Here is a 26,987-nt window from a genome sequence, read left to right as displayed (position 1 = left end):
AGTACCCCCGATGACCGATACCGCGCCCGTGGCGCTGATCACCGGCAGCGCGCGCCGGATCGGCGCGGCCATCGCCCGCCAGTTCCACGCCTGTGGCTGGTCGGTGGTGCTGCACGCCCACACCTCCACCACCGAGCTGCAGCAGATGGCCTTCGACATGGACATGCTGCGCCCGGGCAGCGTGCTGGCGCTGCAGGCCGACCTGCGCGATGCCGAGGCCCTGCCCGATCTGATCGACCAGACCGTGGCCCAGTTCGGCCGGCTGGACACGCTGGTCAACAATGCCTCCAACTTCTACCCCACCCTGCTTGGCCAGATCACCGCCGCCCAGTGGGATGACCTGTTCGCGGTCAATGCGCGTGCCCCGCTGCTGCTGGCCCAGGCGGCCGCGCCGCAGCTGCGCCGCCAGCAGGGCAGCATCGTCAACCTGACCGATCTGCATGGCACCCAGCCGATGCGCGACCACCCGGTGTACGCGGCCGCCAAGGCGGCGCTGGAAATGGTGACCCGCTCGCTGGCGCTGGAACTGGCGCCCAAGGTACGGGTCAACGCGGTCGCGCCCGGGGCGATCCTGTGGCCGGAACAGGGCAAGGATGATTTCGCCCAGCAGGCGCTGCTGGCGCGTACCCCGCTGGCCCGCACCGGCACCGTGGAGGAGATCGCCGAGGCGGTGTACTGGCTGGCCACGGATGCGGCGTTCGTGACCGGGCACACCCTGCGCGTGGATGGCGGGCGCACCTTGTCCTGAACACCCGTTGGACCGCCCCGGTAGTGCATGATTACGCGGGCAGCAGGTCCATCGTGTCGAACCGCTCGCCGAACTGCCGGTGGGCACGCCACAGCGCCTCCAGGCTCAACCCGCTGACCGGATCGCGGAACGCCGGCGCGATATCGGCCAGCGGCTTGAGCACGAAAGCATGCTTGAGTTCGGGGCGCGGAATGCGCAGATGGCCGGGGCCCTCCACGATCAGGTCGCCGTAGAACACCACATCGATGTCCAGGGTGCGGTCGCTGAAGCGCGGGCCGCTGCGGTCGCGCCCGTGGGCGTCTTCCAGCGCATGCAGCCAATCATCCAGCGTCTGCAATGGCAGGTCGGTCTCGATCGCCACCGCATTGTTGAGGAAATCCGGACCATCGAAGCCCACCGCGGCGGTGCGGTAGGCCGGTGAGACCGCGATCGTGCCGAAGCGCGCGCGCAGGGCCTCCACCGCGGCGTGAAGGTGCTGTTGCGGCTGCAGGTTGCTGCCCAGGCTCAGGAGCGCAGTGGTCATGGTATTCAGCGTACGTGGGGCGATTCCACACCGGGCCAACAGGGCCAGCGCATAGAATCGGGGTGCACATCATAGGACACCGACATGACCTATTGCGTCGGCATCGAGGTGGACGAAGGCCTGGTCTTCGCCGCCGATACCCGTACCAACGCGTCGCTGGACGACGTGCGCGTGCACCGCAAGCTGCACGAATTCGAGTTCCCCGGGGAGGCGGCCTTCGTGATCATGGCCGCCGGCAACCTGGCGACCACCCAGCTGCTGATCTCGCGGCTGCGCCGTGACGTGGAAGAGCAGCGGCCGGAAAACCTGCGCGCCTACCGGCATCTGTTCGAAGTGGCCGAGTACGTAGGCCGGGTCCTGCTCGACAGCCAGGTCAAATCCAGCACGCATGAGGCGGGCCAGGACGGCATCGTGACCCAGGCGACGCTGATCCTCGGTGGCCAGATCGGCGGCGAGCACCCCGGGCTGTACATGATCTATCCGCTCGGCAACGCCATCGCGGCCTCGCCGGAAACCCCGTTCCTGCAGATCGGCGAATCCAAGTACGGCAAGCCGATCCTGGACAGGATCCTGCGGCCTCAGACCCGCCTGGAAGATGCCGCGCGCACCGCCATCGTCTCGCTGGACTCCACGATCCGGTCCAATCTCTCGGTGGGCCTGCCGGTGGATCTGGTGCTGATCCGCAAGGATGACCTGCGCATCACCCAGCGCATGCGCCTGGCCGGCGACAGCCCGCTGTATGCCGAGATCCACGGCAACTGGTCGTACAAACTCGAACAGGCCGTGGCCAGCCTCCCACGCTTTCCGTGGGAAGGCTGATCAGGCGGTTTCCAGCGCCTCGGCCACTGAACGGAATACCTGCTGCATTTCCAGCGGCTTGCGCAGTACGTGCACGTTGATGCCGGGCGGGAACACCGCCAGCGGCACGGTCACATCGGCCTCTTCCAGCACCAGCGCCGGGCCGCGATAGCCCAGCGTGGCCATCTCGCCCAGCAGGTGGCTGGCCGAGAGCAGCTTGGAGCCGGCATCGGCGATCACCAGCGCGGGCATGCTTTCCTGCTGCATCCAGCGCAGCGCGGCCGCGCCATCGGAGGCCAGCTGCAGGTGGTAACCCTGGCTGGAGAGCGCGTTGCCCAGCAGCGACAGGCGCGTCGCCTCACCATCCACGACCAGGATCGACTGGCCGGCACCGGCGGCGATCGGCCCATCCACGGCGTCGGCGGTGTCGGTGATCTCGCGCATCGGCAGCAGCAGATCGAAGCGCGTGCCCACACCGGGCTGGCTGTCGACGTGGATGCTGCCGTGCGCGCCCTCGATGATGCGCTTGCACGAGATCAGGCCCAGGCCGGTGCCGGTCGCCTTGGTGGTGAAGAAGGGATTGAACAGGTGCGAGAGCGTGTCCGCATCCATGCCGATGCCCTCGTCGGTCACCGAGATGCGCAGCCAGTCGTCGCCATGGGTATCGGCCGCAGGGGCGGCACGCAGGGTCAGACGGCCGCCATTGGGCATGGCCTGGATGGCATTCAGGGACAGGTTGAGCAGTACCTGCTGCAACTCGGTGTAGTTGGCGTCCACCGCCAGGCCGTCGGCCACCTCCAGGTGCAGGGTGACCTTGGCCGGCAGGTTGCTGCGCAGGAGCAGCTCCACGCCTTCGAACAGGTGGACCAGGCAGATGTGTTCGCTGGGCTTGCGCGACCCGCGCACGAAGGACAGCATCGACTCGGCCATCTCATGACCACGCCGGCCGCACTCGGCGATGATGTCGGCCAGGTGGTGCAGCTGCGGGTCTTCGGTCCGCGCCTTCATCAGGTCGGGCATGATCAGCAGCGGCTGCAGGATGTTGCGCAGGTCGTGGCTGAGCCCGGCCGCCAGCAGCGACAGGCTTTCCAGCCGCTGGGCACGCATCAGCTCGGCTTCCACGCGCTGGCGGTCGATCGCGCTGCGCGCTTCGCGCACCGCACGGGCCACCGCCGAGGGCAGGCGCGCCGGCTGGTGCTTGATGATGTAGTCGTTGGCGCCCTGGTGCAGGGCCGCCACGGCGTTTTCCTCACCCATCGTGCCGGACACGAAGATGAAAGGAACCTCGGGCAAGGCAGCGCGCACGATCTGCAGCGCCTCGTTGCCGGAGAAGCCGGGCATGCTCAGGTCGGAGAGCACGATGTCCGGCGCGGCGCGCTCGAGCGCCTCACGCAGTTCCTGCGCGCTCTCCACCCGCTCGAAGCTGGCTTCCAGGCCAGCGTCGAGCATCTGTTCGCACATCAGTTCGGCGTCTTCCGGCGAATCCTCGATCAGCAGGATCCGCAGGGCACCCAACGCAGGGCCGGTCAGCGGCATGGGCTTACTCGATCTCCGGTGCCTGGTTGATCAGGCCCCAGAACTTGCCCAGGGTCTGCACGGCGCCGAAGAACTGGTCCACGTCCACCGGCTTGACCACGTACGCGTTCACGCCCATGTCCCAGCTGCGCGCCAGATCGCTTTCTTCGCGCGAGGAGGACAGGATCACCACCGGCAGCCGCTTGAGCTCCTCGGTGTTGCGGATTTCCTTGAGCACTTCCAGGCCGTCCATGCGCGGCATCTTGATGTCCAGCAGCAGCACCGCCGGCAGGCCTTCGTCGCGGTTGGCGAAGGCGCCACGGCGCAGCAGGTAGTCCATCGCTTCCACGCCGTCTTCGACGTGCACGATCGGGTTGGCCAGGCGGGCCTCCTTCAAGGCGTCGATGGCCATCTCGGCGTCGGCGGGGCTGTCCTCGGCAAGGAGGATGGTACGGAGAGCAGTCATGCGGCGGAGCCCTTGTTGATTGCGTCGAGCGCGGGTGGAAGAACGAAGTGGAACGTGGCGCCTTGATCGACCGCCGATTCGGCCCAGATGCGGCCGCCGTGGCGGGTCAGCACCCGGCGGACACTGGCCAGGCCGATGCCCGTGCCCGGGTAGTCGCTGGCCTTGTGCAGCCGCTGGAACACCCCGAACAGCTTGCCGGCGTAGGCCATGTCGAACCCGGCGCCGTTGTCGCGGACCGTGAACAGATGGCTGCCGTCAGGCTGCAGCTTGTAGTCGACCTCGATCCGGGCCGGCTCGCGGTTGGAAGAATACTTGATCGCGTTGCCGAGCAGATTCAGCCAGACCTGGCGCATCATGTTTTCATCGGAAACGATGATCGGCAGCGGCGCGATCTTCCAGTCGACATGGTGCGGCACGCCGGTGCTCTCGGCCTCGCTCTGCTGGTTGGCATCGAGCATGGCGCGGGTATCGGCGACCAGCGACTGCATGTCCACCGCCTGCAGCCGCATCGCCGCCCGGCCCAGGCGCGAATAGACCAGCAGATCGTCGATCAGCGCGGCCATGCGCCGGGCGGAATTGGAAATCACGCCCAGGTAATGCAGGGACTTCTCGTCGGCCCCGTCGCCCAGGTGGCGGGTGAGCTTGTCGGAGAAGCCGGCCACGTGGCGCAACGGCGCGCGCAGGTCGTGCGAGACCGAGTAACTGAAGGCTTCCAGTTCGCGATTCACCTCCGAGACCTGCTCGACCTTGCCTTCCAGCTGGCGGTTCAGTTCCTCCACCCGCAGCTGTACAGCGCGCTGCACGGTGACATCGCTGACCGTCATCAGCACCACTTCATCGTCCTTGTCCGGCAGCGGCATGCGCCGCGCGTTGATCAGCATGATCCGCACCACGTCATCGGCGGTGCGCTGTTCGTGCTCGTAATCCCACAGCTCGCGGCCGCGCAGCAGCACGTCGGTCAGGCGCTGGCGGACCACTCCATCGGCCCAGGCCCCGTCGCCGATGCTGTCCAGCGGCAGGCCTTCGGCCGAGGTCTCCTCGTCCAGCCCGTACAGTTCAGCGAACGCGGGATTGTGCATCTGCACGCGCAGGCTGCGGTCCAGCAGCACGATCGGCTCGCGCACCGTGTGCAGCACCGACGCGGCACGTCCGGCCGCGCGCAGCGAGGCGCGTTCGGCGCTGAGACGATGGCGGATCTGGCGTTGCAGCAGCCACAGCACCAGGCCGAGCAGCAGCAGCTGCACCACCAGCGCCGACCAGGAAATGAACTCGCCCTGGCGCTGCTGGGCCGCGAACAGCGCCGAGCGCTTGGCGAGCAGTTGCTCTTCGGTGGCCTGCAGTTCTTCGACCAGGTTGCGGATGGGGTAGCGGGTGGTCAGGTCGGCCACCAGCTGCCGCTGGTCGGCATCGGGCGCCGAGCGGGCCAGCTGCTTGGCCAGCTCCATGCGGCGTTCGAGCATGGACTGGATGCGACCGATGCGGATCAGCTGATCCGGATTGTCACGGGTCAGCTCGGCCAGCCGGGCCAGCCGCCCGGGGATGTCGTTGGCCTGGGCCAGGCGTTCGCGCAGGCCAGGCGCATCGATGCCCTTGGACATGGTCAACGCGGCCGATTCGACATCGCGCACGTCGGCCTGCAATTGGTAGACGGCCACGCCGACATCCTGGGTGTGGGTGACCCAGTTCATCGCATCGATGTTGTCATCAGCCAGCTTGCGCAGGGTGAGCCACGGCACCACGATGATGGCTACCGCCGCCAGGGCCAGTGCCGGCAATCGCCAGCGGTCCCAGATTTGATCACTGAACACCAGCGCCATAGTCCCTCTTCAGCTCGGTGCCACACCCGGTCGCGCCCATGCGCGTACAGCCGGCATGCGCACCGCACGGCGATGGCGAAGCGCTGAATATACTCCACCCCTTTGTGAATACGCGGCCCCTCACCTGACTGAACCGCGCGCGGGCTCGGCAAGCGCGCACAAAAAAGCGCGCCCGAAGGCGCGCTCTGTTCAACGGTGCAGCAGGACTCAGCGCTTGGCGGCGGTCGCGGCGACCTTCAGGCCAGCGGCGTCGACACGCTTGACGCCCTTGATCTGCTGGGTCACACGGACGGCCTTGTCATGCTCGGCCTGGCTGGCCACGGTGCCGGTGAGGGTGACCACGCCATTGACGGTCTCCACCTTCACTTCGGTACCCGGGACGTTTTTGCTGGTCAGCAGGTCGGTCTTGACCTTGGTGGTGATCCAGCTGTCGGTGACCGGCTCAGCCGAATCGTGGGTATCGGCGTGGGTCATCGCGGCATGATCGGTGGTCTTCGGCGGATCCTTGGCCATGGCGGAAGAGGTGCCCAGCACCATGCCCAGGGCCAGCGAAGCAGCAAGCAGATTACGGGTCGTGTTGGTCATGTTCGAATTCCTTTGCGGATGTGCAGCCAGTGTCCGTGCCGGGCCGTGGACGGGACGTGGGCGCCGCATAACGCTGCCGTGAACCACTCAGCTTGCGGCCAAACCGTTCAGATTTCCGCCGCGCGCGCCCAGCCGTTACGCTGTCCTGCCCCGTTATGTTGGAGCGCACCATGGCCGCCGTACTGCAGGTGGGATTGATCGGTTATGGCTTGGCCGGCAGCGTCTTCCATGCGCCGTTGATCCTGCACACGCCCGGCCTGGCGTTGCACAGCATCGTCAGCTCGCAGCGCGACCGGTTGCTGCGCAGCTTCACCGATGTGCGCATCTGCGCGGACCCGCAGCAGCTGTTCGACGACCCGGCGGTGGACGCGGTGGTGATCGCCACGCCGAACGATGCGCATGCCCCCCTGGCGCGCGCCGCACTCGCGGCGGGCAAGCATGTCCTGGTCGACAAGCCGTTCGCGCTGTCCGTTGCGGAGGCCGAATCGGTGGTGCGGGCCGCGCAGGCGGCCGAACGCGTGGTCACCGTCTTCCAGAACCGCCGCCATGACGCCGACTTCCTCACCCTCAAGCAGGTGATCGACGAGGGCCGGATCGGTCGCGTCGCCGAATGCCATTCCCACTTCGACCGCTTCCGCCCGCAGGTGCGCGAGCGCTGGCGCGAAAGCGATGCGCCCGGCAGCGGCCTGTGGATGGATCTGGGCCCCCATCTGCTGGATCAGATGCTGCAGTTGTTCGGCTGGCCCGGCGCGATCAGCGTGGACCTGATGGCGCAGCGTGAGCACGCGCTGGGCAACGACTATTTCCACGCGGTGCTGCACTACCCGCGGCACCGCGCGATCCTGCACGCCGGCTCGCTGGTGGCCGCCTCCGGCCCGCGCTTCATCGTGCATGGCGATGCCGGCAGCTATCTCAAAGACGGGCTGGACGTGCAGGAAGATCAGCTGCGCCGCGGCATCGCACCGGGTGCGCCGGGCTGGGGCCTGGACCCGCAGCACGGGCATCTGGTACGGGTCGACGCCGAGGGTCACACCCAGCGCAGCACCGTGGACAACGTGCCCGGTGATTACCGTGCGTTCTATGCGCAGTTCCGCGATGCGATGCTGGGCGTGGCAGAGGCACCGGTCAGCACCGCGCAGGCGCTGCAGCTGATGCGCCTGCTGGAGGCCGGTGCGGAAAGTGCGCGCAGCGGGCGGCGGATGACGCTCTGAGGCAATGCCCTGGCTCACTCACCTTGGCCGGGGTAGATCCACGCGCTTGGCGGCCACGGGCCGGACGATCACCTTCTCCGGCCCGCATCGATCCGGCTTACGTGGTCTTGATCGCGTGACCACCGAACTCATTGCGCATCGCCGCCAGCAGGCGGTCGCTGAAGGAGTTCTTCTCGCGCGAGCGCAGGCGTTCGAGCAGGGACAGCGTGATCACCGGCGCCGGCACGTCCAGATCGATCGCCTCGGCCACGGTCCAGCGGCCCTCGCCGGAGTCTTCGACATACGGCGCGATGCCCTCCAGCTGCGGGTTGCGGCCCAGTGCATCGGCACTGAGGTCGAGCAGCCACGAGCGCACCACGCTGCCGTGCTGCCAGGCCTTGGCCACCTGCGCCAGATCGAGATTGAAGTCGGTCTTGTGCTGCATCAGCGCGAAGCCTTCAGCATAGGCCTGCATCATCCCGTACTCGATGCCGTTGTGGACCATCTTGCAGAAGTGCCCTGCCCCGCTCGGGCCGACGTGCGCCCAGCCACGGTCCTCGGCCGGTGCCAGCGTGCGGAAGATCGCCCCGATCCGCTCGACCGCGGCCTTGTCGCCGCCGATCATCAGGCTGTAGCCCTCCTGCAGGCCCCACACCCCGCCACTGGTGCCACAGTCGATGTAGGTCACGTCCTCGCCCTGCAGCTGCTCGCTGCGGCGCATGGAATCCTTGTAATACGAGTTGCCGCCGTCGATCACCACGTCGCCTTCGGACAGATGCGGCGAGAGCGACGCCAGGGTCTGGTCAACCACGCCGGCCGGCACCATCAGCCACACCACGCGCGGCACCGGCAGCGCCGCAAGCGTCTCGGCGATCGAGGCACTGACCTCGAAACCGCGCTCGGCGGCCGCGGTACGCGCGGCCTCACCGGGATCGACACCGATCACGTGGTGCCCGCCGCGATGCAGGCGCTCGGCCATGTTGGCGCCCATGCGGCCCAGCCCAATCATTGCAATATCCATGACTCACCTTTGCTCAGCTTGCGAATGCGGTTGTGTAACAGGAGGTACCGGCGCTGCCGCGCATTGCCGCAGCTGCGCCTGGATCCAGCGCCGGTACAACGTGGTGTGCAGATTGTGCAGCCCCAGCTCGATCGCGAACGGCGTGCGCGGATTGCGATCGAGCAGGCGCGCGATGTGATATCCGATAGGACGTATACCGCGAGGATGCACGTAAATCAGGAACCCCTGGTAGAACGGATCGTCCAGCAACGCATCCAGTTCCTTCAGCAGCGGTTGCTGTTCGGCCGGCACCTCGCGCCGCCAGATCGGATCGCGCTCGATCAGCAGCCGCTCGAAGCGGCGCGGCCCCGGGCCCGGCATGCGCTGGGCCAGTGACCAGATGCGCCGGTTGACCTGGTCGTAATGGGCAAAGCCGTCGTGCTCGCGCAGCGCACGCGCCGCGGCATCGCTGACATCGACCACCACGAAGTTCTCGGCCTGGTTGTTGATGTCATCCAGGTACTTGCGCTCGAACACGTGCTCGATGAAACCGGGCGTACCCACGAACGCCTGCCGACCGCGTTGCGCGGTCTTGCTGGCTTTGCCGTCGGCCAGGAACTCGCCGGCATGCCGGCCCAGCAGGATGCTGTCGGTCTCGTGCAGGGTCAGGAACGTGCCGATGGAGAGTTCATCGGCGGAGAATTCGCGGTCGAAGGCGGCATCGCCGTACAGTTCGCGCTGGGTCGCCAGCTGCGCCACCTGGCGGCCGACCCCGCACTCGGCGCGTACGCGGCCATCGTAGAACGTCTGCAGCGCCGCACTGTTGGCTTCGGCCGGCTGATAGCCGCGGCCGAAGCTGCGGAAGCGCTCCCAACCCTTGGCCTGCGCGCCGCCGGCGCCGAAGCCGATCCAGCCCAGCTGCAAGGCCGAGAAGCGGAAGCCGTCGTTGTCCTGCAGGGCGGTGGTGGCCCGGCGCGTGGCCGCGCCCAGCTTGAATGCATACGCACAGACCGTGCCCGGGTCATCGAACAGGGTCGGCAGCCAGGCCTGGCGCTGCTGCGCCGACCAATGCCGCGGCAGCTGTACGCGCAGGTCGCCTGCGGCCCGCGCCTGGTGCAGGTCGGGGCGCTCGCACACCGGTCCGGCATGGACCACCGGCGCGGCGACGTCCGCCTCACTGAACTGCCAGCCCAGCGCTTCCAGCACACTCTGCGCGCACGACGCCGCGCTCCACGCACTGGCCGCCGGGATCAGCCCCAGCAGCACCGTGAGCGCACAGCGGCGCCAGCGCCGCGATCCTGCTGCCATGACGCGCCGCACCCCCGCCCGCTCAGCGCAGGGAGGCCGGGGTATCGCTCACCACCGTGGCTGGCGTCGGCTCCACCGCCGCAGCGGGGGCGGTCGCCGGCGCGGCAGCCGGGCTGGGCTCGGGCACAGCCGCTGCCGGCAGGTACTGCTGCAGGCGCTCGAAGAAGCGGCGATAGAAGGTGGCGTCCTGCACGGTGCTGCTGGCCACTTTCACCAGCGAGTCGTCATTGCTGCCGAACGGCAGCGAGACCGAGCCCAGCGCGCCGACGCCGACGCTGGCCGAGGTCGGGCTTTTCTTCAACGCGTAGCGGTCCTGCACCGCGCTGACGAACACCAGCGCCTGGTCACCGCGCGGCGCGCACGAAATACGCAGCACCAGCTGCTCGTGCTCTTCATCCCTGGGCTGGAAGTTCTTGTTGCCTTCCACGGCATCATCGCCGGCGCGGGCGATCGCATAGCCCTGGCTGAGCAGGGTGCGGCGGGCGGCCTCGCAGGCCTGGGCCGGCGGGCCGGGCACCGTGCGCGAATAGGTATCGCCGGAGTCGAACGACTCACGGATCAGGGTGCTGTCGGCGGCGCGGCCGCCACAGGCGGTCAAGGCGGCGAACACCGCCAGCAGCGGGATCGAACGTACACGACGAAAGCGCATGGCCGCTCCTGCGGAAATCCAGCCTCCAAGGATAGACCCGTGCGCGTTGGCAGGAGGTGGATACGCACAGGCCGCCCCGAAGGGCGGCCTGTGGAGTTGTCACCTGTTCAGCTGGTGGCGGCCGGCGTTCAGTCCGCCCAGCGGCCCACGGCAGTCGACTGCGGCAGGACCTGGGCCGACAGCGGGCGGTCGGCCTCGAGCAGGTTCACCGCATCGGCCAGGATCGCCGCCGACTCGCGCAGCAGCGGATCCGGGCGCTTTTCGGCGGCCTTCTCGCGGGCGGCATCCTTGACGATGTCGCGTTCGTTGCCGGTCAGGCCGTCGTCATTGCTGTCGTCGGCCAGCGGGTCCAGATCCAGGCCCAGCTGCTTGCGGATCGCCTGGCGATCGGTGCGCTGCTTGTCCTGCTTCTCGCGCTCGGCGCGGCGCTCGGCCTCGTTGAGCGAGATGTACTTCTTGGCCTTCTCCGCACGGAACTGCTCGACATCCTCGTTCCACCACTGGAACTCCTTGTCGGCGGCGATACGCGTGTCATGGCGGCTTTCCAGCTTGGGCAGCAGCGGGCCGAAGTTGCCGTACTGGGTGTGCGGCACCGCGGCGATGCGGGTCCACGGCAGCGCGTTGTCGTAGGTGCTTTCGCCGTACTCGCTGGCGTCCACGCTGGCCGGGAAGGCCAGATCGGGCACCACGCCCTTGTGCTGGGTGCTGCTGCCGCTGACGCGGAAGAACTGGGCGATGGTCAGCTTGACCTGGCCGAAGCGCTGGCTCTCGCCGCTCGGCCACCGGTCCAGATCGACGATGTTCTGCACGGTGCCCTTGCCGAAGGTGGTCTCACCGATCACCAGGCCACGGCCGTAATCCTGGATGGCGCCGGCGAAGATCTCCGAGGCCGAGGCCGAGCCGCGGTTGATCAGCACGGCCAGCGGGCCATCCCACGCGACCACTTCGCTGCGGTCGCTGTTGACGGTGACGCGGCCACCGGATTCACGGACCTGGACCACCGGGCCCTGTTCGATGAACAGACCGGTCAGTTCGATCGCTTCATCCAGCGAACCACCGCCGTTGTTGCGCAGGTCCAGCACCACGCCGTCGAGCTTGTCGGCCTTGAAGCCGGCCAGCAGCTTGGCCACGTCGCGGGTGGCCGAGGCGTAATCGGCAGCGTTGCGGCGGCGCCCTTCGAAGTCCTGGTAGAAGGTGGGCAGCTTGATCACGCCCACCTTGCGCTCGGGCTCTCCATCCTTGGCCGGAATGGTCAGGGTCTCGCCCTTGGCGGCCTGTTCGGCCAGGCGCACCTTCTGGCGGGTCAGCACCAGGGTGTGGTGCTTGCCGTCCACGCCTTCTTCGGCCGGGATGAACTCCAGGCGGACCTGGGTATCGCTCTTACCGCGGATCTTGGCCACCACGTCATCGATGCGCCAGCCGATCACGTCTTCCAGCGGACCGGACTTGCCCTGGCCGACGCCGACGATGCGGTCGCCCGGCTTGAGCGTGCCATTGACCGCGGCCGGACCGCCGGCGATGACCTCGCGGATCACCACCATGTCGTCCTGGCGCTGCAGCTGCGCGCCGATGCCTTCCAGCGACAGCGACATCGCCTGGTTGAAGTTCTCGGCGGTGCGCGGGGTGAAGTAATCGGTGTGCGGGTCCACGGCGCTGGTGTAGGCGTTGAGGAAGAACTGGAACACGTCCTCGCCCTTCAACTCATTGACCGACTTTTCCAGCGTCGCGTAACGCTTGTCCAGCGTTTTGCGGATCTCGGCCGGCTGCTTGCCGGCCAGCTTCAGGCGCAGCCAGTCATTCTTGACCGACTTGCGCCACAGATTGTCTAGTTCGGCGCTGCTCGCGGCCCACGGCACGTCCTTGCGGTCGTACTCGAACTTTTCGTCGGTGCTGAAATCGAAGTCCTGCTTGAGCAGCTTGCGCGCATATCCGACGCGCTCGCCCACGCGCTGCTTGTAGACCGCGAACACCTGGAACGCCGGCTCCAGCTCGCCGCCGCGGATGGCGGTGGCGATGTTGGCCTCGAACGGGGCGAAGCGGGTGATGTCGGCCTGGGTGAAGAACTGCTTGCTGCTATCGAGCGATTCCAGATAGCGCTTGAAGACGTCCTTGGAGGTCGCGGCATCCAGTGCGCGCGGCCGGTAGGCGTAGCGGCTGTCCGACAGCAGCCCGTAGACCAGCTTGGAGGTGGTCACCTGGTCGGGTGTTGCCGCCGAAGGCAGCGCGGGCGAATCGGCGTAGGCGGCCAGTGCCATCGGCGCGGTGAGCGCCAGGGCCATCAGGAATGCGGGGGCTTTGAATTTCATGGACTAGCTCGTGGCACCTTGCCAAGGGAGAGACTGCGTGCATTACAGACACCACGACAGTGCCGAAAGTTGCCGCGTTTGTCACCGGGGCCTTCAGCCTACCGAGGCCGTTGGAGAAATTTGTGAATACCGGCGGGATCGGCAGGCAGGCACAGGCCTGCGGCCATCCGCGGTTCAGGGCCGCGGCCGGGGAAAGACGGAGTGGATTGGCAGAACGGGCCCCGAAGGGCCCGCTGGATCAACCGGCGACGCCGGCGTCGGCCGCCTGGCGGTCGGCATGGTAGGACGAGCGCACCATCGGACCGGAGGCGACGTGGCTGAAGCCCAGCGCATTGCCGTACTCCTCCAGCGCCTTGTACTCCTCGGGGGTCCAGTAACGCAGCACCGGGTGGTGATGCGCGGTCGGCTGCAGGTACTGGCCGATCGTGATCATGTCCACATCGTGCTCGCGCAGGTCGCGCAGCGTGGCCTGGACCTGCTCCAGGGTCTCGCCGAGGCCGAGCATGATGCCGGACTTGGTGGCGATCTCCGGGTGCTGGGCCTTGAACTTCTTGAGCAGGGTGAGCGACCACTGGTAGTCCGCGCCCGGGCGCACATTACGGTACAGGTCCGGCACGGTTTCGATGTTGTGGTTGAACACGTCCGGCGGGTTGGTCGCCAGGATCTCCAGCGCGCGCTCCATGCGGCCCTTGCCACGGAAGTCCGGGGTCAGCACTTCGATCCTGGTGTTGGGCGACTTGGCACGGATGGCACCGATGCAGTCGGCGAAGTGCTGGGCACCGCCGTCGCGCAGGTCATCGCGGTCCACGCTGGTCACCACGACATACTTCAGGCCCATGTCGGCCACCGTCTGGGACAGGCTGGCCGGCTCGTTGGCATCCGGCGGCTTGGGCCGGCCGTGGGCGACGTCGCAGAACGAGCAACGGCGGGTGCAGACCTCGCCGAGGATCATGAAGGTCGCGGTGCCGTGGCTGAAGCACTCGTGGATGTTGGGGCAGCTGGCTTCCTCGCAGACCGTGACCAGGCGGTTTTCGCGCAGCTTGGCCTTGAGGTTCTGCACGGCGTTGCCGGAGGGAATCCGCACGCGGATCCACGACGGCTTGCGCAGCACCGGCACGTCGGCGAACTGCACCGGGGAGCGGCCGATCTTGTCACCGCCGATCTGTTTGACGCCCGTCTGCAACGGGGCGGCGGACGGCGTGTCGCCCTGCACAACCTGCAGGGGAATGATGCGAGCGGTGGTTTCAGTCATGGCCTTGGTCGGCGGCGTTCACGCCGCGTCAGTCAAATCGGGTAATTCAGCGGCCGGCTCGAGGGCCAGGCCGAACTGGCGGGCCAGATGGCCCAGCAGCACCGGCGTGACGGCCGCCATGCCGGACGGTCCCCCCAAGTCTACCACCGAGGTCACCTGCAGCCCTTGATAGCCACAGGGGTTGATCCGGCGGAACGGTTCCAGGTCCATGGCCACATTGAAGGACAGGCCATGGAAGGTGCAGCCGCGGCGGACGCGGATGCCCAGGGCGGCGACCTTCGCCCCGCCCACGTAGACCCCGGGCGCGCCCTCCAGGCGCTCGGCGCCGATGTTCCAGTCGCCGAGGGTGTCGATGATGGCCTGCTCGATGCGGCAGACGTAGTCGCGCACGCCGATCCCCAGCCGCCGCAGCTGCAGCAGCGGGTAGATCACCAGCTGGCCGGGGCCGTGGTAGGTCACCTGACCGCCGCGGTCGACATGCAGAACGGGAATATCGCCGGGGGCGAGCACGTGCTCGTCCTTGCCGGCCTGGCCCAGGGTGAACACCGGGTCGTGCTCGACCACCCACAGCTCGTCGGGGGTGTCCTCGGTGCGGGCATCGGTGAAGCGCTGCATCGCGTGCCAGACCGGGGCATAGGGCTGGCGGCCGAGGTCGCGCACAATGGCCGGTTGCGGCGCCCGGTCACCCGGGGCCGCAGCGGTGGCGCAGCTGGTTACAGCGTCCACTTCACTTCCGGGTGGTCGCGCAGGGCGTTGTGGGCGGCGTCGTACTGGTCGCGGTTATCCGCCTTGAACACCAGCCGCACCGACACATACTTGCCGTTGGACGAGTGTTTCCAGCTGATGCGCTCGCTCAGCACATCCACGCCGGCCAGCTCGAGCAGGCGCGGCAGTTCGCGTTCCAGGTCCTTGCCGGCCGCGCCCATGGCGCTGAGTTCGAACTGGCCGGGAAACTGGAAGCCGTGGTCGGGGTTGTCAGACTTGATCTCCATGACCGGGATTATGGGGATGCCTGCGCCCGAACCCAAGCGCTGCTTGATCGTGCGCACAGCGGCGCCGAACGGCCCGTGAAAACGCCTGTATCGCCACTGATACGCAGCAGTGCGTGCGCAGTGCTGTTCACGACATCACGCTCTGATTACGCTGTACCGGCTTAAGAAAGAATAAATTCCCGTCTGGTATCCCATGTCTCTGAAGCCCTTTGCGCTGCCGGCCGCACTCGCCGGTGTCCTGGCCCTGGCCGCGCCTGCCGCCCACGCCGCCACTCAATGCGGGCCCGATGCGATGCGCGAGCACCCGCCGCAGGTCAATTTCCGCGTCGACAACGACCTCTTCGGTGGCAAGGACCAGGACCAGGGCTATACCAACGGCGCCCAGATCACCTTCGTCTCGCCGAACCTGGTCGATTACACCGATGACCCGTGCCTGCCGCGCCTGGCGCGCTGGGTCAACAGCCACCTGGAGCGGCTGCATCCGGGCGAGTACGAACAGCAGAACATGATCTTCAGCCTGGCCCAGGGCATCTTCACCCCGACCGATTTCACCCGGAAGGACCTGATCGAGGACGACCGGCCGTATGCGGGCGTGCTGATCGGCAGCTTCGGTTACAACGCGCGTCGCGGCGACCGGTTGCAGACCACGCAGCTGGCGTTGGGCGTGGTGGGGCCGTGGGCCCAGGGCGAGGAAGTCCAGAACGCGGTGCACGAGCTGCTGGGCGATGAGAAGTTCCAGGGTTGGGACAACCAGCTGCACAACGAGCCGGTGATCATGCTCACGCACGAGCGGATGCGCCGGTGGCCGGCCGACGCCAGTGAGAACCTGGGCGGCTGGGGCTGGGATGCGATCAGCCACTACGGTGGCGCGGTAGGCAATCTGGCCACGCACCTCAATGCCGGTGGCGAGGTGCGCTTTGGTTGGAAGTTGCCGGACGATTTCGGCAGCACGCCGCTGCGCCCGGCCGGTGAGAACACTGCGCCGACGCGCGGCGGCAAGCCGAGCGGCTGGTCGTGGCATCTGTTCGCCACCACGGATGCGGCGTGGGTGATCCGCGATATCACGCTGGACGGCAATACCTTCCGCAACAGCCACAGCGTGGACAAGCGCCACGTGGTGGGGACGGCCGGTTACGGGCTGGCGGTGATGCGCGGTCGCTGGAAGTTCGCGCTGGCCCGTTACCACAGCGCGCGCGAGTTCGATGGGCAGCGTGAGGCGCCGGTGTTCGGCAGCTTCACGATCAGCCGCTCGCTGTAAGCGAGCGACTGATCCTGAAGCGGGTAGCTGCCGACCGTTGGTCGGCTCATCGCCCACCCAAAAAAAAGACCGGCTTTCGCCGGTCTTTTTTCAGTGCGGTCGAACCGGATTACTCCGATTCCCACCACATCCAGAAGCTGTCCCACAGGCGCTTGAAGAAGCCGGCTTCTTCCACGGCGGCCACGGCCACCAGCGGAGCCTGGGCGACGACCTGGTTGTCCAGCATCACCTTCAGGGTGCCGACCTGCTGGCCGGCGGTGAACGGCGCTTCGAGGGTCTTGGGCACATCGATGCTCGGCTTGAGATCGTTGTAGCGGCCGCGCGGGACGCTGACCAGCATCGGCTGGGCCACGCCCAGCTGCAGCTTGTCGGTCTTGCCCTTCCACACCTTGTGCTCGGCCACGACCTTGCCCGGCTCGTACATGCGGTGGGTTTCGAAGAAGCGGAAGCCCCAGTTGAGCAGCGCCAGGCTGTCATCGGCGCGCTGCTTTTCCGAGCCGCCACCGAGCACCACGGCGACCAGGCGCTGGTCACCCCGCTGGGCCGAGCTCATCAGGCAGTAGCCGGCTTCGGAGGTATGGCCGGTCTTGATGCCGTCCACGCTCTGGTCGCGCCACAGCAGCAGGTTGCGGTTGGGCTGGGTGATGTTGCCGACGGTGAATTCCTTCACCTTGTTGTAGGCGTAGGTTTCCGGATAGTCACGCACCATCGCGCGGCCCAGCAGGGCCAGGTCGTAAGCGGTGGTGTGGTGGCCCGGGGCGCTCAGGCCGTGGGCGTTGACGAAGTGGGAATCCTTCATGCCGATCTTGGCGGCGTAGCTGTTCATCAGCGAGGCGAAGGCCTCTTCGCTGCCAGCCACGTGTTCGGCCAGGGCGATCGCGGCATCGTTGCCGGACTGGATCGCCATGCCCTTTTCCATGTCTTCCAGGCGTGCGGTCTGGTTGACCGGGAAGCCGCTGTAGCTGCCGTCGGTGCCGGCGCCGCCCTCGCGCCAGGCGCGCTCGCTCATCATCACCTGGTCATCGGTGCGGACCTTGCCGTTCTTGACCTCGGCGGCCACGACATACGACGTCATCACCTTGGTGATGCTGGCCGGGGCCAGTTGTTCGTGCACGTTTTCACCGGCCAGGACCTGCCCGGTGGCGTAGTCCATCAGGATCCAGGCCTTGGAGACGCTGGGCTTGGGGGCCGGCGGGGTCGCCACGGTGGCCGGAGCGGCGGCGGCGGGAGCAGGCGCCGGTGCCGGGGTCGGCGCAGGGGTCTGGGCGGAAACCATGCCCACGAACAGGGTCGTGGCCATGGCAGCGGCGGCAAAGCGGAATTTCATCGGACAGCAAGCTCCTGGAGGGCGCCAAGGGGTGGATGAGGGATAACGGGCATTGTAGGCCCAAGGAGCGGCGGCACGCGCTGGCGTGCCGCGGGCAGTGGAAGGCTCAGTCCTTCACGATCTGCGGCGCCCCGAAGCCCAGACCGGCAATCCGGCCGGCAAGTTCCGAGGCGCTGGCATGGTCGGGGGCCGGCACGCGCAGGCGCCACAGGGTGCGCCCGCCACTGACGATGTCGCTGATGCTGGCCCCGGCGATGCCCGCCGAGGACAGCTGGCCGAGCGCGCGGGTGGCGTTGTCACGGCTGGCGAAGCTGGCGACCTGCAGCAGCACGCTGCCGAGCACCTGCTGGGAAAGCGTTGCACCGGGGGCCGGTGCCGGGCGTGCCGCGGGTGCGGCGGCGGGCAATGCGGCCACCGCCACCGGCGCACTGTTGACGCTGGCAGCCTGGGTGGTGGCGGGCTTGCCGGTGGCAACGCGCACACCGTTGTCGCGCATCCAGTGATCGAAGTTGTCGGCGTTGCCCGGCTTGGCCGAATCGGCCACGCGGTAGCGGTACTTCTCGCCGGCCGGTTTGGCGGCGGCGGTCGCCGTGGCGGCCGGCAGCTTGCCGACCAGCGCATCCATCTCGCTGGCACTGCGCACGGCAGCGGCGGGCGCGGAGGCGGAGGCGGCGGCAGCCGCAGCGGCGGCGACCTCGCGGCGCTCGCGGCGGCTGGGCTTGTCGACCATCAGGTTGTCATCCCCCGGTGCCAGCGCACGCACCTCCACGTTGCCGGTGCCGCGCTGGGTGATGCCCAGGCGCACGGCGGCGGCATAACTGAGATCGACCACGCGCCCGTCGTGGAACGGGCCGCGATCGTTGACGCGCACGATCACCGATTCGCCGTTGTCCAGGTTGGTCACCCGGGCAAAGCTCGGCAGCGGCAGTGTCTTGTGCGCGGCGGTGAAGGCGTACATGTCGTACACCTCGCGGTTGGAAGTCAGGCGGCCGTGGAACTTGGCGCCATAGTAGGAAGCAGTGCCCTTCTCGGCGTAGCCGCGGGTCTTGTCCATCACCTGGTACTGCTTGCCCAGCACGACGTACGGCGATTTGTTGCCGATCGGCGAGCGCGGCAGATCGACCACTTCCGGCTCGGGGATGCAGGCCACGTTCGGGATGTAGGTGGGGGTGCTGTCATTCACGCCCGGCTTGTACAGACCGCCGGCGCGGTAATCGCCGCGCGTGCTGGGATCTTCAGCAGCCGCCTTGTAGGGAGAGCCTTCCGGACAATGCGCCGGACGCCCGCCCTTGCCCTGCACCACCGCGGCGGACGGCTTGCTGCTGCCGGCGCTGCTGGCACCGGGTTTCTTCGGCGCACTGCTGCAGGCGGCCAGTGCCAGTATCAACAGACCCGGGATCAGCCATCTGGAGCGTGCGATCGTGTTCATGCCGGCGGCAACTCCTGTCCAGCAATGGCCTGGGACAGCTGGTACACGGCCATCGCATACATTTTCGAGAGGTTGTAGCGGGTAATGGCGTAGTAGTTCTGGAAGCCCAGCCAGTACTGCTTGCCGGTGCTGCCTTCCAGGGTGATCGGGGTGGCGGTCAGGCCCGCGGCGACCGGCACGCTGGGCTGGTACCCGCGCTGGGCCAGCTGCGACAGCGTCCAGGTCGGCGCCCATTCGGTCGGATTGAATTCCTCGCGACCGGCCTGCAGCGTGGCCGGCACGGCCACCGGGCCACCACGGACCCAACCGCCCTTCTTGACGAAGTAATTGGCGATCGACGAGAACACGTCGTCGTAGCTGTTGAACAGATCGCGGCGGCCATCGCCGTTGCCGTCCACCGCATAGTCCAGATAGCTGGAGGGCATGAACTGGCCCATGCCCATCGCGCCGGCGTAGCTGCCCTTGATCGCGGTGATGTCCAGCTTTTCATCGCGGGTCAGCGCGAACAGGCGCGAGAGCTCGTCGCGGAAGAACAGCTCGCGGCGCACTTCACGTTCAAGCTTGGCCGGGTCGCCGCTGCGCGGGTACTTGAAGGCCAGTGTGTACAGCGCATCGAGCACGCGGTAGTTGCCGGTATTGCCGCCGTAGCTGGTTTCCACGCCGATGATCGCCACGATCACCTCGGCCGGGACGCCGGTGCGCTGCTGCACGCGCATCAACTCATCGCGGTGCTGGGCGAGGAATTTCTTTCCGCCCTCGATCCGCGCCTGGCTGATGAACATCGGCCGGTACTCGTTCCACGGTTTGACCCGCTCGGCCGGGCGCGACATCGCGGCGATGATCGGATCACGGATCTGCGCCTGGGCAAGTGTCGCCTCGATCTGCGCGGCCGGAATGCCGTAACGGGCGGCGGTATCGCGCACGAAGTTGGCGCGGGCCACCTCGAAGGGCACCGGGGTCAGATCCACCGGGGCGGCGTTGGCCCCAGCTGCCTCCGGGGCAGCTTCGGCCGGACCCTTGCTGCCGGGGGCCGGCGTGACGGGAACACCCGAGGCCTGCGGCGTCGGTGAAGGAGTCTGCGGCTGGGTCGCACAAGCGACCAAACCGAGCGTGAGCATGCAGGCCAGGGAGCGTCGAATCATCGCGGCAGGTTAGCAGGTCATGGATGAATTAAAACCCCTAAGACCATGAATCTCAACGGATTGCCCGAGTTTCTCCACTGCCGTTAAGGCCATGTGTAGACAGGCGCATGACCGGCGCCCATTCATGTATTGCTGCAGGGGGGCGCCACGATCGCGGCGGTACCGGTGTGCGGCACGGCCCGCCGCCGGGCGGCCGGGGCAGCCCAGCAAGGGCGGCCACGCAACGCACGTCTCACTTTTGGAAGTTGGTAGGAACGGCACAAGAGGTTCGCCGGTTGCGTCCCCATCCCCGCAGACGCAACCGGCCAAACCGGACCTGATCGGCAGCGGCGCGGCGCGCATCTCCCCAGCGCGCGCTTCGCCCCTCTGCCTGTGAGGTCAACTACTCCCCGCCAGACTCCCCCTCCGCGATGCTTGGCTCAGCGCGTCGTTGTTGGCGGGCCGCCATTGTGCAGGCCGTTTACGACAAGTCCATTGATCGAGATCAAGTCACTTCATATCTGTGCGCCACTTCTCACTTTTGCCCGCGCGCGTTGACAACGTGTGCACCTGAAACCGTTTCCCCATGGGTGCCCGCGCAACGGCTGCGCAAACCTCGCTCATGTGGCATGCACCGGCTGGTGCTGTCGTGCGGCCATGACCAGCCCGAAACTGGCCAGCAGCGAGACCGCCGAGGTGCCGCCATAGCTGATCAGCGGCATCGGCACGCCCACCACCGGCAGCAGGCCGGAGATCATGCCGCCGTTGACCAGCACATAGACGAAGAACACCAGGCCGGTGGTGCCCACCAACAGGCGCGAGTAGCCACAGCGCGATTGGCTGGCGATCCACAGGCAGCGCGCGGTGACGAACAGGAACAGGCTGAGCACCACCGCCACGCCGACCCAGCCGAACTCCTCGGCCAGCACCGAGAAGGCGAAGTCGGTGGTGTACTCGGGCAGGAAATCCAGCGTGGCCTGGGTCCCCTGCCCCCAGCCTTTGCCGTGCATGCCGCCCGAGCCGATCGCGATCTTGGACTGGATGATGTTCCAGCCGGTGCCCAGCGGATCGTTCTCCGGGTACAGGAAGGTCAGCACACGATCCTTCTGGTACTGGCGCAGCAGCCCGAACCAGGCCAGCGGCGCAGCGACCGACAGCCCGCCCAGGGCCACGGCCATCCACCACCAGCGCAGGCCCGCCAACAGCAGCGCGAACACCCCGCTGGCGGTCACCAGCGTGGCGGTGCCGAGGTTGGGCTGCAGCAGGATCAGCACGGCGGGGCCACCGATCAGCATCGCGGCGGTGAGTACCGCACGCGGCCGCGGCGGCAACGGCTGTTTGTGCAGGTACCAGGCCATCATCATCGGCAGGCTCAGCTTGAGCAGCTCGGAGGGCTGCAGGTAGAACACGCCCAGGTTCAACCAGCGCTGGCCGTATTTGCCGGTGCCCACCACATACACTGCCAGCAGCGGCAGCAGGGACAGGGTGTAGATCCACGGCGACCACGCGCGCAGTTCCACCACCGGCAGCCGCGACAGCCCCCACAGGGCGGCAAGCCCGGCGCCGTAGCGCATCGCCTGCGCATGCACGGGCCCGTCCACGCTGTGCAGCACGGCCAGGCCGGCCACCATCAGCAGGCACAAGGCGCCCAGCAGCGGGAGGTCCAGCGTGCGGAAGAAGAAATGGAACACGGCGCGTGCGCGCTGCAGTAGTTCGACCATGCGGACGACTCCTGTGGATGACGCGACGCACAGCAGGAGGCGACACGGCGAACAGAAAGCGGACCCGCGATGCGGGCCGGCGCGAGCGCAGGACCGTAACACGCGTGGGCACCCCAATCCTTAGCCGACACGTACCGCCGGTGCGCGGCGTACGCATCGCGCGCACTCAGCCGTAGCCGCCGTGCACCGGATTGTGGCGACGCACGGCCATCACCAGGCCGAAGCCGGCCAGCAGCGATACCGCCGAGGTGCCGCCGTAACTGATCAAGGGCATCGGCACGCCCACCACCGGCAACAAACCGGAAATCATGCCGCCGTTGACCAGCACATACACGAAGAACGCCAGCCCGGTCGCGCCGGCCAGCAGCCGTGAATAGGTATCGCGCGACTGCGAGGCGATCCACAGGCAGCGCCCGATCACCACCAGGTACAGGGCGAGCACGATGGCCACGCCGATCCAGCCGAACTCTTCACTGAGCACGGAGAAGGCGAAGTCGGTGGTCTGTTCGGGAATGAAGTTCAGGTGCGACTGCGAGCCCTGGCCCCAGCCCTTGCCATCGAAGCCGCCCGAGCCGATCGCGATCTTGGACTGGATGATGTTCCAGCCCGCACCGAGCGCATCGCTTTCCGGGTCCATGAACATCATGATGCGGTCCTTCTGGTACGGGCGCAGCAGCCAGAACCAGGCCACCGGCGCGGCCGCGGCAACCCCGCCGACCGCCACGCCCACCCACCACCACGGCAGGCCGGCCAGCAGCAGCACGAACGCGCCGCTGGCGGCGATCAACACGCCGGTGCCGAAATCCGGCTGCAGCATCACCAGCCCGGTCGGCACGCCGATGATCACCGCACTGGTCAGCACCGTGGAGAAACGTGGCGGCAGCGGCATGCGATGCAGGTACCAGGCCACCATCATCGGCAGGCTGACCTTGAGCAGCTCGGCCGGCTGCAGGTAGAACAGCTTCAGATCCAGCCACTGCCGGCCGTACTTGCCGGTGCCCAGCACGAACACGGCCAGCAGCGGAATCATCGACACCGCGTAGATCAGGGGCGTGGCCGAGCGGATGCGCAGGATCGAGACCCGCGAAATCGCCCACATCGCGGCCAGGCCGACCGCGAAACGCGCGCCCTGCGCGAACACCAGGCCGTCGCCACCGGCGCTCTTGAGCACCGCCAGGCCGATCAGCATCAGCGCGCCCAATGCCAGGCAAAGCACCCAATCCAGCGAGCTGCTGAAGCGGACGGCCATATCGACCGCCCAGCGCAGGAAGACCTTCATCGGGGCCGCTCCGGTGCGGTCGGGGGCGCGGTGGCACTGGGCACGGGCGCGCCGGGTTCCGGCGCAGGCGCAGGCACGCCCACCACGACCGGCAGCAGCTCCAGCGCAGCGACGGCGGCATCGCCGGCCTCGCGGGCCGCGCCATCACCACCATCGAAGGCGGTGATGCCGATCGCGGTCGTGCCGCGCTCGCTGTCCAGCGGTTCCAGGCCGTCGGGCATCTTGCCGAGCAGCCAGGCATCGAAAATCTTGCGTGCGATCGGTGCCGCCGCCGAGCCGCCGTAACCACCGCCCTCGACCGCGATCGCCACCGCGATGACCGGGTTGTCGGCCGGCGCGAAGCCCACGAACAGTGCGCGGTGGCGCAGGTGCAGTGGCAGGCTGCGCGGGTTGACCGCGGCCGTGCCACGGCGGCTGATCACCTGCGCGGTACCGGTCTTGCCGGCCATCACATACGGCGCGCCCGCAGCCGCACGCGCACCACTGCCGCCCGGCTGCATGGTGCCCATCATGCCCTCGCGCACCGCCTGCAGATTGCTCGGCGTGGGGCTGATCGGCTTGCTTTCGCCCGGCGGCGTTGCGGTCCAGTCCGCGTCGAAGCCGGCCCGCTGCTGCATCACCAGGTGCGGCTGGCGCAGGTGGCCATCGGCGATCCCGGCCACGCCATGCACCAGCTGCAGCGGAGTGACCTTCCAGTCGCCCTGGCCGATGCTGACGTTGACCGTGTCGCCGGGATACCAGCGTTCTTTTCTCGATTTGTACTTGGCCGCCGGCGAAGGCAGGATGCCGCCGATCTCGCCGGTCAGGTCGATGCCGGTCGGCGCACCGAACCCGTAATAGCCCATGTAGTGGTCGAAGCGTTCGATGCCCAGATCCAGCGCGAGCTTGTAGTAGTACGTGTTGACCGACTGGGTGATCGACTTGCGCAGATCGGTCCAGCCATGCCCGCCACGGTTGGCATCGCCCCAGCCGCGCGAGGTGCCCGGCAGATAGAACATGCCGGTGGAGAGGATCTTGTCCTCCGGCCGGCGCACGCCACTGTCCAGCCCGGCCAGGCCGATCAACGGCTTGATCGTGGAGCCCGGCGCGACGCCGCCCAGCACCAGGCGGTTGAACTGCGGCCGCGACGGGTTGTCGTTGAGCGCCTTGAAATCAGCGTGCGAGATGCCGTTGACGAACAGGTTGGGGTCGTACGAGGGCAGGCTGACCATCGCCAGTACCTCGCCGGTGCGCGGGTCCATCGCCACCGCTGCGCCTTCGAACTCGCCGAAGGCGGCGACCATCGCGCGCTGCAGATCGGCATCGATGGACAGCCGCAGATCGCTGCCGGACTGCGCCGCGACCCGGCCGATGGTGCGGATCGCGCGGCCCTGCACGTTGGTCTCGACCTGCTCGTAACCGACCTTGCCGCGCAGCTGCTGCTCGTAATAGCGCTCCAGCCCGGACTTGCCGATGTGGGTCAGTGCGGCATTGCCCTCGCCCAGCATCTCCAGGTCTTTGTCATCCACCCGGCCCACGTAGCCGATGATGTGCGCGAACAGATCGCCATAGGGATAGCGACGGGTCAGGTACGGCTCCAGCTCCACGCCGGGAAAGCGCCAGCGGTCCACCGCGAAGCGCGCCATCTCCTCATCGGTGACGCGCAGCTTGAGCGTGACCGGCAGGAAACTGCGGCGTGCCTTGCGCGACTTGTCGAAGGTCTCGATGTCTTCCGGGCTGAGCGCGAGGATCCTGGACAGGCCGGCCAGGGTGGCGTCCATGTCCTTGACCTTGTCCGGGGTGATGTCCAGGCGGAACGCCGGCACGTTCTCGGCCAGCAGCCGGCCGTTGCGGTCGTAGATCATCCCGCGCCCGGGCACCACCGGCCGCGGCTTGATCCGGTTGGCCTCCGAGCGCGTGGCGTAGATGTCGTGGTCCATCACCTGCAGCTTGAAGTACCAGCCGCCCAGCCCGATCAGGCATACCAGCACGCCCAGGAAGCCCAGCGCGGCGCGGCGCCGGAACTGTTCTGCCTCGGCATGCGGATTCTTGGCCTGGCGGCGCATGTACATGTCAGCGCCCGCGTCGCCCGAAGCGCAGCGCGTCCAGCAGCACGAACACCAGCGGCCACAGCGCCATGCCCAGCAGCGGCGCCCACCAGTACGACCACGGCAGGGTCGGCTCGCCCACCACGATGTGCACCACCGCGCTGACGATGCGGTCGTTGAACAGCAGCCCGCCGATCGCCAGGATCTGCTGGGACATCGGGAAGAAGCGGATCCGCGCGCGGAAGCGCTGCAGGATGAAGGTCAGGATCACCAGCCGCAGCGCCTGCTCGCCCAGCACGCCGCCATACAGCAGATCGGCGATCACGCCGCTGGCGAAGGCGATGCCCAGCCCGACCCGGTCCGGCGTTTCAATCACCCAGTAGGCCAGCACCAGCGCCAGCCAGTACGGCCGCAGCGGCTGCAGCAGGGCCGGCAACGGCAGCAGGCCGAGCAGCAGCGCTACCACCAGACTGACCGGCAGCACCCAGGGTTTGTCGCGCAGGCGGCTCATGGCCGGTTCTCCACGGGTTCGGCCTGCCGGGCATGGCTCGGCACTACCGTGGATTCGGCTGCGGCACGGCGCGGAACGGTCACCGGTACCGGTGCGGCCGGACCGGGCCGGTTGGCCTGTGGTGCATTGGCGGGCGCCGCCGCAGGTGCCGTCGTGGCCGGGGATGAACCCGCCGGAGTGGTACTGGCCGGCGCGGCGGTGCCGGCCGGCGTGCCCTCCTGCAGCGGCGCGGCGGCCGGTCCACCGGCTTCGCTGGCATCACGGCGCAGGTTCGGCGGCAGGTGGATTGCTTCACCCGGGCGCAGCAGCAGCACGTCGCGGCCACGGTCCAGCTGGGCGGCCGGCTTCAGTTCGCCGACCAGGAAGGCATGGGTGTCATCCGGACGCAGGGCGGTGATGCTGCCGACCGGGAAGCCGGCCGGGAAACGACCGCCCAGCCCGGAGGTGACGATCTCATCGCCGACTTCCACCCCGGCACTGAGCGGGATGTCACGCAGTTCCAGCTTGTCGCCGCGGCCGTAGACGATCAGCCGCACGCCGTTGCGGGCCACGGTCACCGGCACGGCATGGTCGGGGTCGGTGAGCAGCAGCACGGTCGCGCTGTTGCCGGTGGTGGCGATCACCTGGCCCATCAGGCCGCCGGCGTCGATCACCGCCTGGCCGACATGCACGCCATCGCGGGTGCCGGCCGCCAACACCAGGCGCTGGCGCACCGGGTCCAGGTCGATATCCAGGATCGGCGCGAGCTGCACATCCAGGCCACTGCGCTCGGCCACGTTGAGCAGTTCGCGCAGCTGGGCGTTGTCCAGCGCGGCGGTCTGCAGCCGGGTCAGGCGCGCGTTGGCGATGAGCAGCTGGTTGCGCAGCTCGCGGTTCTCGCTGACCAGCTGGCCGTGGCTGGCCGCATTGTCCTTGACCTGGGTACCGAGCCGGCCCGGCAGGCCGGCCAGCGCCCACACCGGCTGCACCAGCACGTTGGTCTGCGCGCGCAGGCGCGACAGCCAGCCGGCCTGGTCATCGAGCACGATCAGGGTGATGGCCAGGGCCAGGTAAGCGAGCAGGCGCAGCGGACTGGCGGCATCGCCCTGGCGGGAGGCTACGGGAGGACCGGCGTAAGGCGGCACAGGCGTCGACTGGGAAAAGTGTGGGTGAAGCGCGTTGCAGC

The 26,987-nt window shown here is 67.9% G+C and carries 24 protein-coding genes; 4 read left to right on the top strand and 20 right to left on the bottom strand.

From position 1 onward, the window contains the following. The first annotated feature begins 10 nt into the window (after positions 1–10). Positions 11–748 (top strand): pteridine reductase, encoded by a 738-nt coding sequence (locus ORK51_RS02460; protein ID WP_266083807.1) that lies wholly within the window; start codon positions 11–13, stop codon positions 746–748. 31 nt (positions 749–779) lie between these two features. On the opposite strand, the gene folK is transcribed toward ORK51_RS02460, so the two are convergent. Beyond that, positions 780–1,271: a 2-amino-4-hydroxy-6-hydroxymethyldihydropteridine diphosphokinase gene (gene folK, locus ORK51_RS02455; protein ID WP_266083805.1), complete on the bottom strand. Its 492-nt coding sequence runs from the start codon at positions 1,269–1,271 to the stop codon at positions 780–782. An 84-nt stretch (positions 1,272–1,355) separates the two neighbouring features. Between folK and ORK51_RS02450 the strand changes: the two genes are divergently transcribed. Then, positions 1,356–2,090, top strand: a complete 735-nt coding sequence (locus tag ORK51_RS02450; protein WP_046274261.1) for a proteasome-type protease — start codon at positions 1,356–1,358, stop codon at positions 2,088–2,090. Here ORK51_RS02450 and ORK51_RS02445 read toward each other — a convergent pair whose 3' ends face one another. From ORK51_RS02445 to ORK51_RS02430, 4 genes are all read right to left on the bottom strand, one after another. Further along, positions 2,091–3,605, bottom strand: coding sequence for an ATP-binding response regulator (locus ORK51_RS02445; RefSeq protein ID WP_019186023.1), 1,515 nt, complete (start codon positions 3,603–3,605; stop codon positions 2,091–2,093). Between the two features lie 4 nt (positions 3,606–3,609). Further along, the gene (locus ORK51_RS02440; protein ID WP_019186024.1) at positions 3,610–4,050 is read right to left on the bottom strand and encodes a response regulator; all 441 of its coding nucleotides are present in this window, start codon (positions 4,048–4,050) and stop codon (positions 3,610–3,612) included. Beyond that, positions 4,047–5,867: a sensor histidine kinase gene (locus ORK51_RS02435; protein ID WP_070425948.1), complete on the bottom strand. Its 1,821-nt coding sequence runs from the start codon at positions 5,865–5,867 to the stop codon at positions 4,047–4,049. Before ORK51_RS02435 ends, ORK51_RS02440 begins: the two co-directional genes overlap by 4 nt. Positions 5,868–6,074: 207 nt before the next feature. Further along, entirely contained in the window at positions 6,075–6,452 is a 378-nt protein-coding gene (locus ORK51_RS02430) for a BON domain-containing protein (protein ID WP_019186026.1), read from the bottom strand. 170 nt (positions 6,453–6,622) lie between these two features. On the opposite strand from ORK51_RS02430, the gene ORK51_RS02425 reads away from it, so the two are divergent. Beyond that, positions 6,623–7,663 (top strand): oxidoreductase, encoded by a 1,041-nt coding sequence (locus tag ORK51_RS02425; RefSeq protein WP_266083802.1) that lies wholly within the window; start codon positions 6,623–6,625, stop codon positions 7,661–7,663. 97 nt (positions 7,664–7,760) lie between these two features. Here ORK51_RS02425 and gnd read toward each other — a convergent pair whose 3' ends face one another. The 7 genes from gnd to ORK51_RS02390 form a co-directional block, all read right to left on the bottom strand. Next, positions 7,761–8,663, bottom strand: a complete 903-nt coding sequence (gnd, locus tag ORK51_RS02420; RefSeq protein WP_070425949.1) for a phosphogluconate dehydrogenase (NAD(+)-dependent, decarboxylating) — start codon at positions 8,661–8,663, stop codon at positions 7,761–7,763. Positions 8,664–8,666: 3 nt separating this feature from the next. Further along, positions 8,667–9,950 (bottom strand): hypothetical protein, encoded by a 1,284-nt coding sequence (locus ORK51_RS02415; protein ID WP_266083800.1) that lies wholly within the window; start codon positions 9,948–9,950, stop codon positions 8,667–8,669. Positions 9,951–9,972: 22 nt separating this feature from the next. Beyond that, positions 9,973–10,599: a DUF2242 domain-containing protein gene (locus tag ORK51_RS02410; RefSeq protein WP_070425951.1), complete on the bottom strand. Its 627-nt coding sequence runs from the start codon at positions 10,597–10,599 to the stop codon at positions 9,973–9,975. Positions 10,600–10,727: 128 nt separating this feature from the next. After that, positions 10,728–12,905 carry a carboxy terminal-processing peptidase gene (locus ORK51_RS02405; protein WP_266083797.1) on the bottom strand — a complete coding sequence of 726 codons (2,178 nt, stop codon included), beginning with the start codon at positions 12,903–12,905 and terminating at the stop codon, positions 10,728–10,730. A gap of 238 nt (positions 12,906–13,143) precedes the next feature. Beyond that, positions 13,144–14,157 (bottom strand): lipoyl synthase, encoded by a 1,014-nt coding sequence (lipA, locus tag ORK51_RS02400; protein WP_266083795.1) that lies wholly within the window; start codon positions 14,155–14,157, stop codon positions 13,144–13,146. Between the two features lie 18 nt (positions 14,158–14,175). Continuing rightward, entirely contained in the window at positions 14,176–14,883 is a 708-nt protein-coding gene (gene lipB, locus ORK51_RS02395) for a lipoyl(octanoyl) transferase LipB (protein WP_046274256.1), read from the bottom strand. Next, on the bottom strand, positions 14,871–15,149 hold the full coding sequence (locus tag ORK51_RS02390; protein WP_019186034.1) for a DUF493 family protein: 279 nt from the start codon (positions 15,147–15,149) through the stop codon (positions 14,871–14,873). Before ORK51_RS02390 ends, lipB begins: the two co-directional genes overlap by 13 nt. 193 nt (positions 15,150–15,342) lie before the next feature. Between ORK51_RS02390 and ORK51_RS02385 the strand changes: the two genes are divergently transcribed. Then, on the top strand, positions 15,343–16,407 hold the full coding sequence (locus tag ORK51_RS02385; protein WP_266083791.1) for a lipid A deacylase LpxR family protein: 1,065 nt from the start codon (positions 15,343–15,345) through the stop codon (positions 16,405–16,407). A 109-nt stretch (positions 16,408–16,516) separates the two neighbouring features. Here ORK51_RS02385 and ORK51_RS02380 read toward each other — a convergent pair whose 3' ends face one another. From ORK51_RS02380 to mreC, 8 genes are all read right to left on the bottom strand, one after another. Next, on the bottom strand, positions 16,517–17,734 hold the full coding sequence (locus ORK51_RS02380; protein WP_070471949.1) for a D-alanyl-D-alanine carboxypeptidase family protein: 1,218 nt from the start codon (positions 17,732–17,734) through the stop codon (positions 16,517–16,519). Between the two features lie 106 nt (positions 17,735–17,840). After that, a complete protein-coding gene (locus ORK51_RS02375) occupies positions 17,841–19,163 on the bottom strand; it encodes a septal ring lytic transglycosylase RlpA family protein (protein WP_070425953.1) in 1,323 nt (440 codons plus the stop codon). Continuing rightward, a complete protein-coding gene (gene mltB, locus ORK51_RS02370) occupies positions 19,160–20,305 on the bottom strand; it encodes a lytic murein transglycosylase B (protein ID WP_261997309.1) in 1,146 nt (381 codons plus the stop codon). Before mltB ends, ORK51_RS02375 begins: the two co-directional genes overlap by 4 nt. A gap of 599 nt (positions 20,306–20,904) precedes the next feature. Further along, positions 20,905–22,005 carry a rod shape-determining protein RodA gene (gene rodA, locus ORK51_RS02365; RefSeq protein ID WP_019186039.1) on the bottom strand — a complete coding sequence of 367 codons (1,101 nt, stop codon included), beginning with the start codon at positions 22,003–22,005 and terminating at the stop codon, positions 20,905–20,907. A gap of 166 nt (positions 22,006–22,171) precedes the next feature. Beyond that, a complete protein-coding gene (rodA, locus tag ORK51_RS02360) occupies positions 22,172–23,284 on the bottom strand; it encodes a rod shape-determining protein RodA (protein WP_019186040.1) in 1,113 nt (370 codons plus the stop codon). Continuing rightward, positions 23,281–25,335: a penicillin-binding protein 2 gene (gene mrdA, locus ORK51_RS02355; protein ID WP_266083787.1), complete on the bottom strand. Its 2,055-nt coding sequence runs from the start codon at positions 25,333–25,335 to the stop codon at positions 23,281–23,283. Before mrdA ends, rodA (ORK51_RS02360) begins: the two co-directional genes overlap by 4 nt. 1 nt (position 25,336) lies before the next feature. After that, positions 25,337–25,822, bottom strand: coding sequence for a rod shape-determining protein MreD (gene mreD, locus ORK51_RS02350; RefSeq protein ID WP_019186042.1), 486 nt, complete (start codon positions 25,820–25,822; stop codon positions 25,337–25,339). Then, a complete protein-coding gene (mreC, locus tag ORK51_RS02345) occupies positions 25,819–26,946 on the bottom strand; it encodes a rod shape-determining protein MreC (protein WP_266083784.1) in 1,128 nt (375 codons plus the stop codon). Before mreC ends, mreD begins: the two co-directional genes overlap by 4 nt. Between the last annotated feature and the right edge of the window lie 41 nt (positions 26,947–26,987).

The sequence above is a fragment of the Stenotrophomonas sp. RIT-551 genome (assembly GCF_026241915.1).
Classification (GTDB): Bacteria; Pseudomonadota; Gammaproteobacteria; order Xanthomonadales; family Xanthomonadaceae; genus Stenotrophomonas; species Stenotrophomonas bentonitica_A.
This window is presented reverse-complemented; position numbering and strand designations above follow the sequence as displayed.

Coding starts and splice junctions, on each gene's coding strand:
- ORK51_RS02460 (WP_266083807.1), top strand. CDS start 11: ATGACCGATACCGCGCCCGTGGCGCTGATCACCGGCAGCGCGCGCCGG.
- folK (WP_266083805.1), bottom strand. CDS start 1,271: ATGACCACTGCGCTCCTGAGCCTGGGCAGCAACCTGCAGCCGCAACAG.
- ORK51_RS02450 (WP_046274261.1), top strand. CDS start 1,356: ATGACCTATTGCGTCGGCATCGAGGTGGACGAAGGCCTGGTCTTCGCC.
- ORK51_RS02445 (WP_019186023.1), bottom strand. CDS start 3,605: ATGCCGCTGACCGGCCCTGCGTTGGGTGCCCTGCGGATCCTGCTGATC.
- ORK51_RS02440 (WP_019186024.1), bottom strand. CDS start 4,050: ATGACTGCTCTCCGTACCATCCTCCTTGCCGAGGACAGCCCCGCCGAC.
- ORK51_RS02435 (WP_070425948.1), bottom strand. CDS start 5,867: ATGGCGCTGGTGTTCAGTGATCAAATCTGGGACCGCTGGCGATTGCCG.
- ORK51_RS02430 (WP_019186026.1), bottom strand. CDS start 6,452: ATGACCAACACGACCCGTAATCTGCTTGCTGCTTCGCTGGCCCTGGGC.
- ORK51_RS02425 (WP_266083802.1), top strand. CDS start 6,623: ATGGCCGCCGTACTGCAGGTGGGATTGATCGGTTATGGCTTGGCCGGC.
- gnd (WP_070425949.1), bottom strand. CDS start 8,663: ATGGATATTGCAATGATTGGGCTGGGCCGCATGGGCGCCAACATGGCC.
- ORK51_RS02415 (WP_266083800.1), bottom strand. CDS start 9,950: ATGGCAGCAGGATCGCGGCGCTGGCGCCGCTGTGCGCTCACGGTGCTG.
- ORK51_RS02410 (WP_070425951.1), bottom strand. CDS start 10,599: ATGCGCTTTCGTCGTGTACGTTCGATCCCGCTGCTGGCGGTGTTCGCC.
- ORK51_RS02405 (WP_266083797.1), bottom strand. CDS start 12,905: ATGAAATTCAAAGCCCCCGCATTCCTGATGGCCCTGGCGCTCACCGCG.
- lipA (WP_266083795.1), bottom strand. CDS start 14,157: ATGACTGAAACCACCGCTCGCATCATTCCCCTGCAGGTTGTGCAGGGC.
- ORK51_RS02390 (WP_019186034.1), bottom strand. CDS start 15,149: ATGGAGATCAAGTCTGACAACCCCGACCACGGCTTCCAGTTTCCCGGC.
- ORK51_RS02385 (WP_266083791.1), top strand. CDS start 15,343: ATGTCTCTGAAGCCCTTTGCGCTGCCGGCCGCACTCGCCGGTGTCCTG.
- ORK51_RS02380 (WP_070471949.1), bottom strand. CDS start 17,734: ATGAAATTCCGCTTTGCCGCCGCTGCCATGGCCACGACCCTGTTCGTG.
- ORK51_RS02375 (WP_070425953.1), bottom strand. CDS start 19,163: ATGAACACGATCGCACGCTCCAGATGGCTGATCCCGGGTCTGTTGATA.
- mltB (WP_261997309.1), bottom strand. CDS start 20,305: ATGATTCGACGCTCCCTGGCCTGCATGCTCACGCTCGGTTTGGTCGCT.
- rodA (WP_019186039.1), bottom strand. CDS start 22,005: ATGGTCGAACTACTGCAGCGCGCACGCGCCGTGTTCCATTTCTTCTTC.
- rodA (WP_019186040.1), bottom strand. CDS start 23,284: ATGAAGGTCTTCCTGCGCTGGGCGGTCGATATGGCCGTCCGCTTCAGC.
- mrdA (WP_266083787.1), bottom strand. CDS start 25,335: ATGTACATGCGCCGCCAGGCCAAGAATCCGCATGCCGAGGCAGAACAG.
- mreD (WP_019186042.1), bottom strand. CDS start 25,822: ATGAGCCGCCTGCGCGACAAACCCTGGGTGCTGCCGGTCAGTCTGGTG.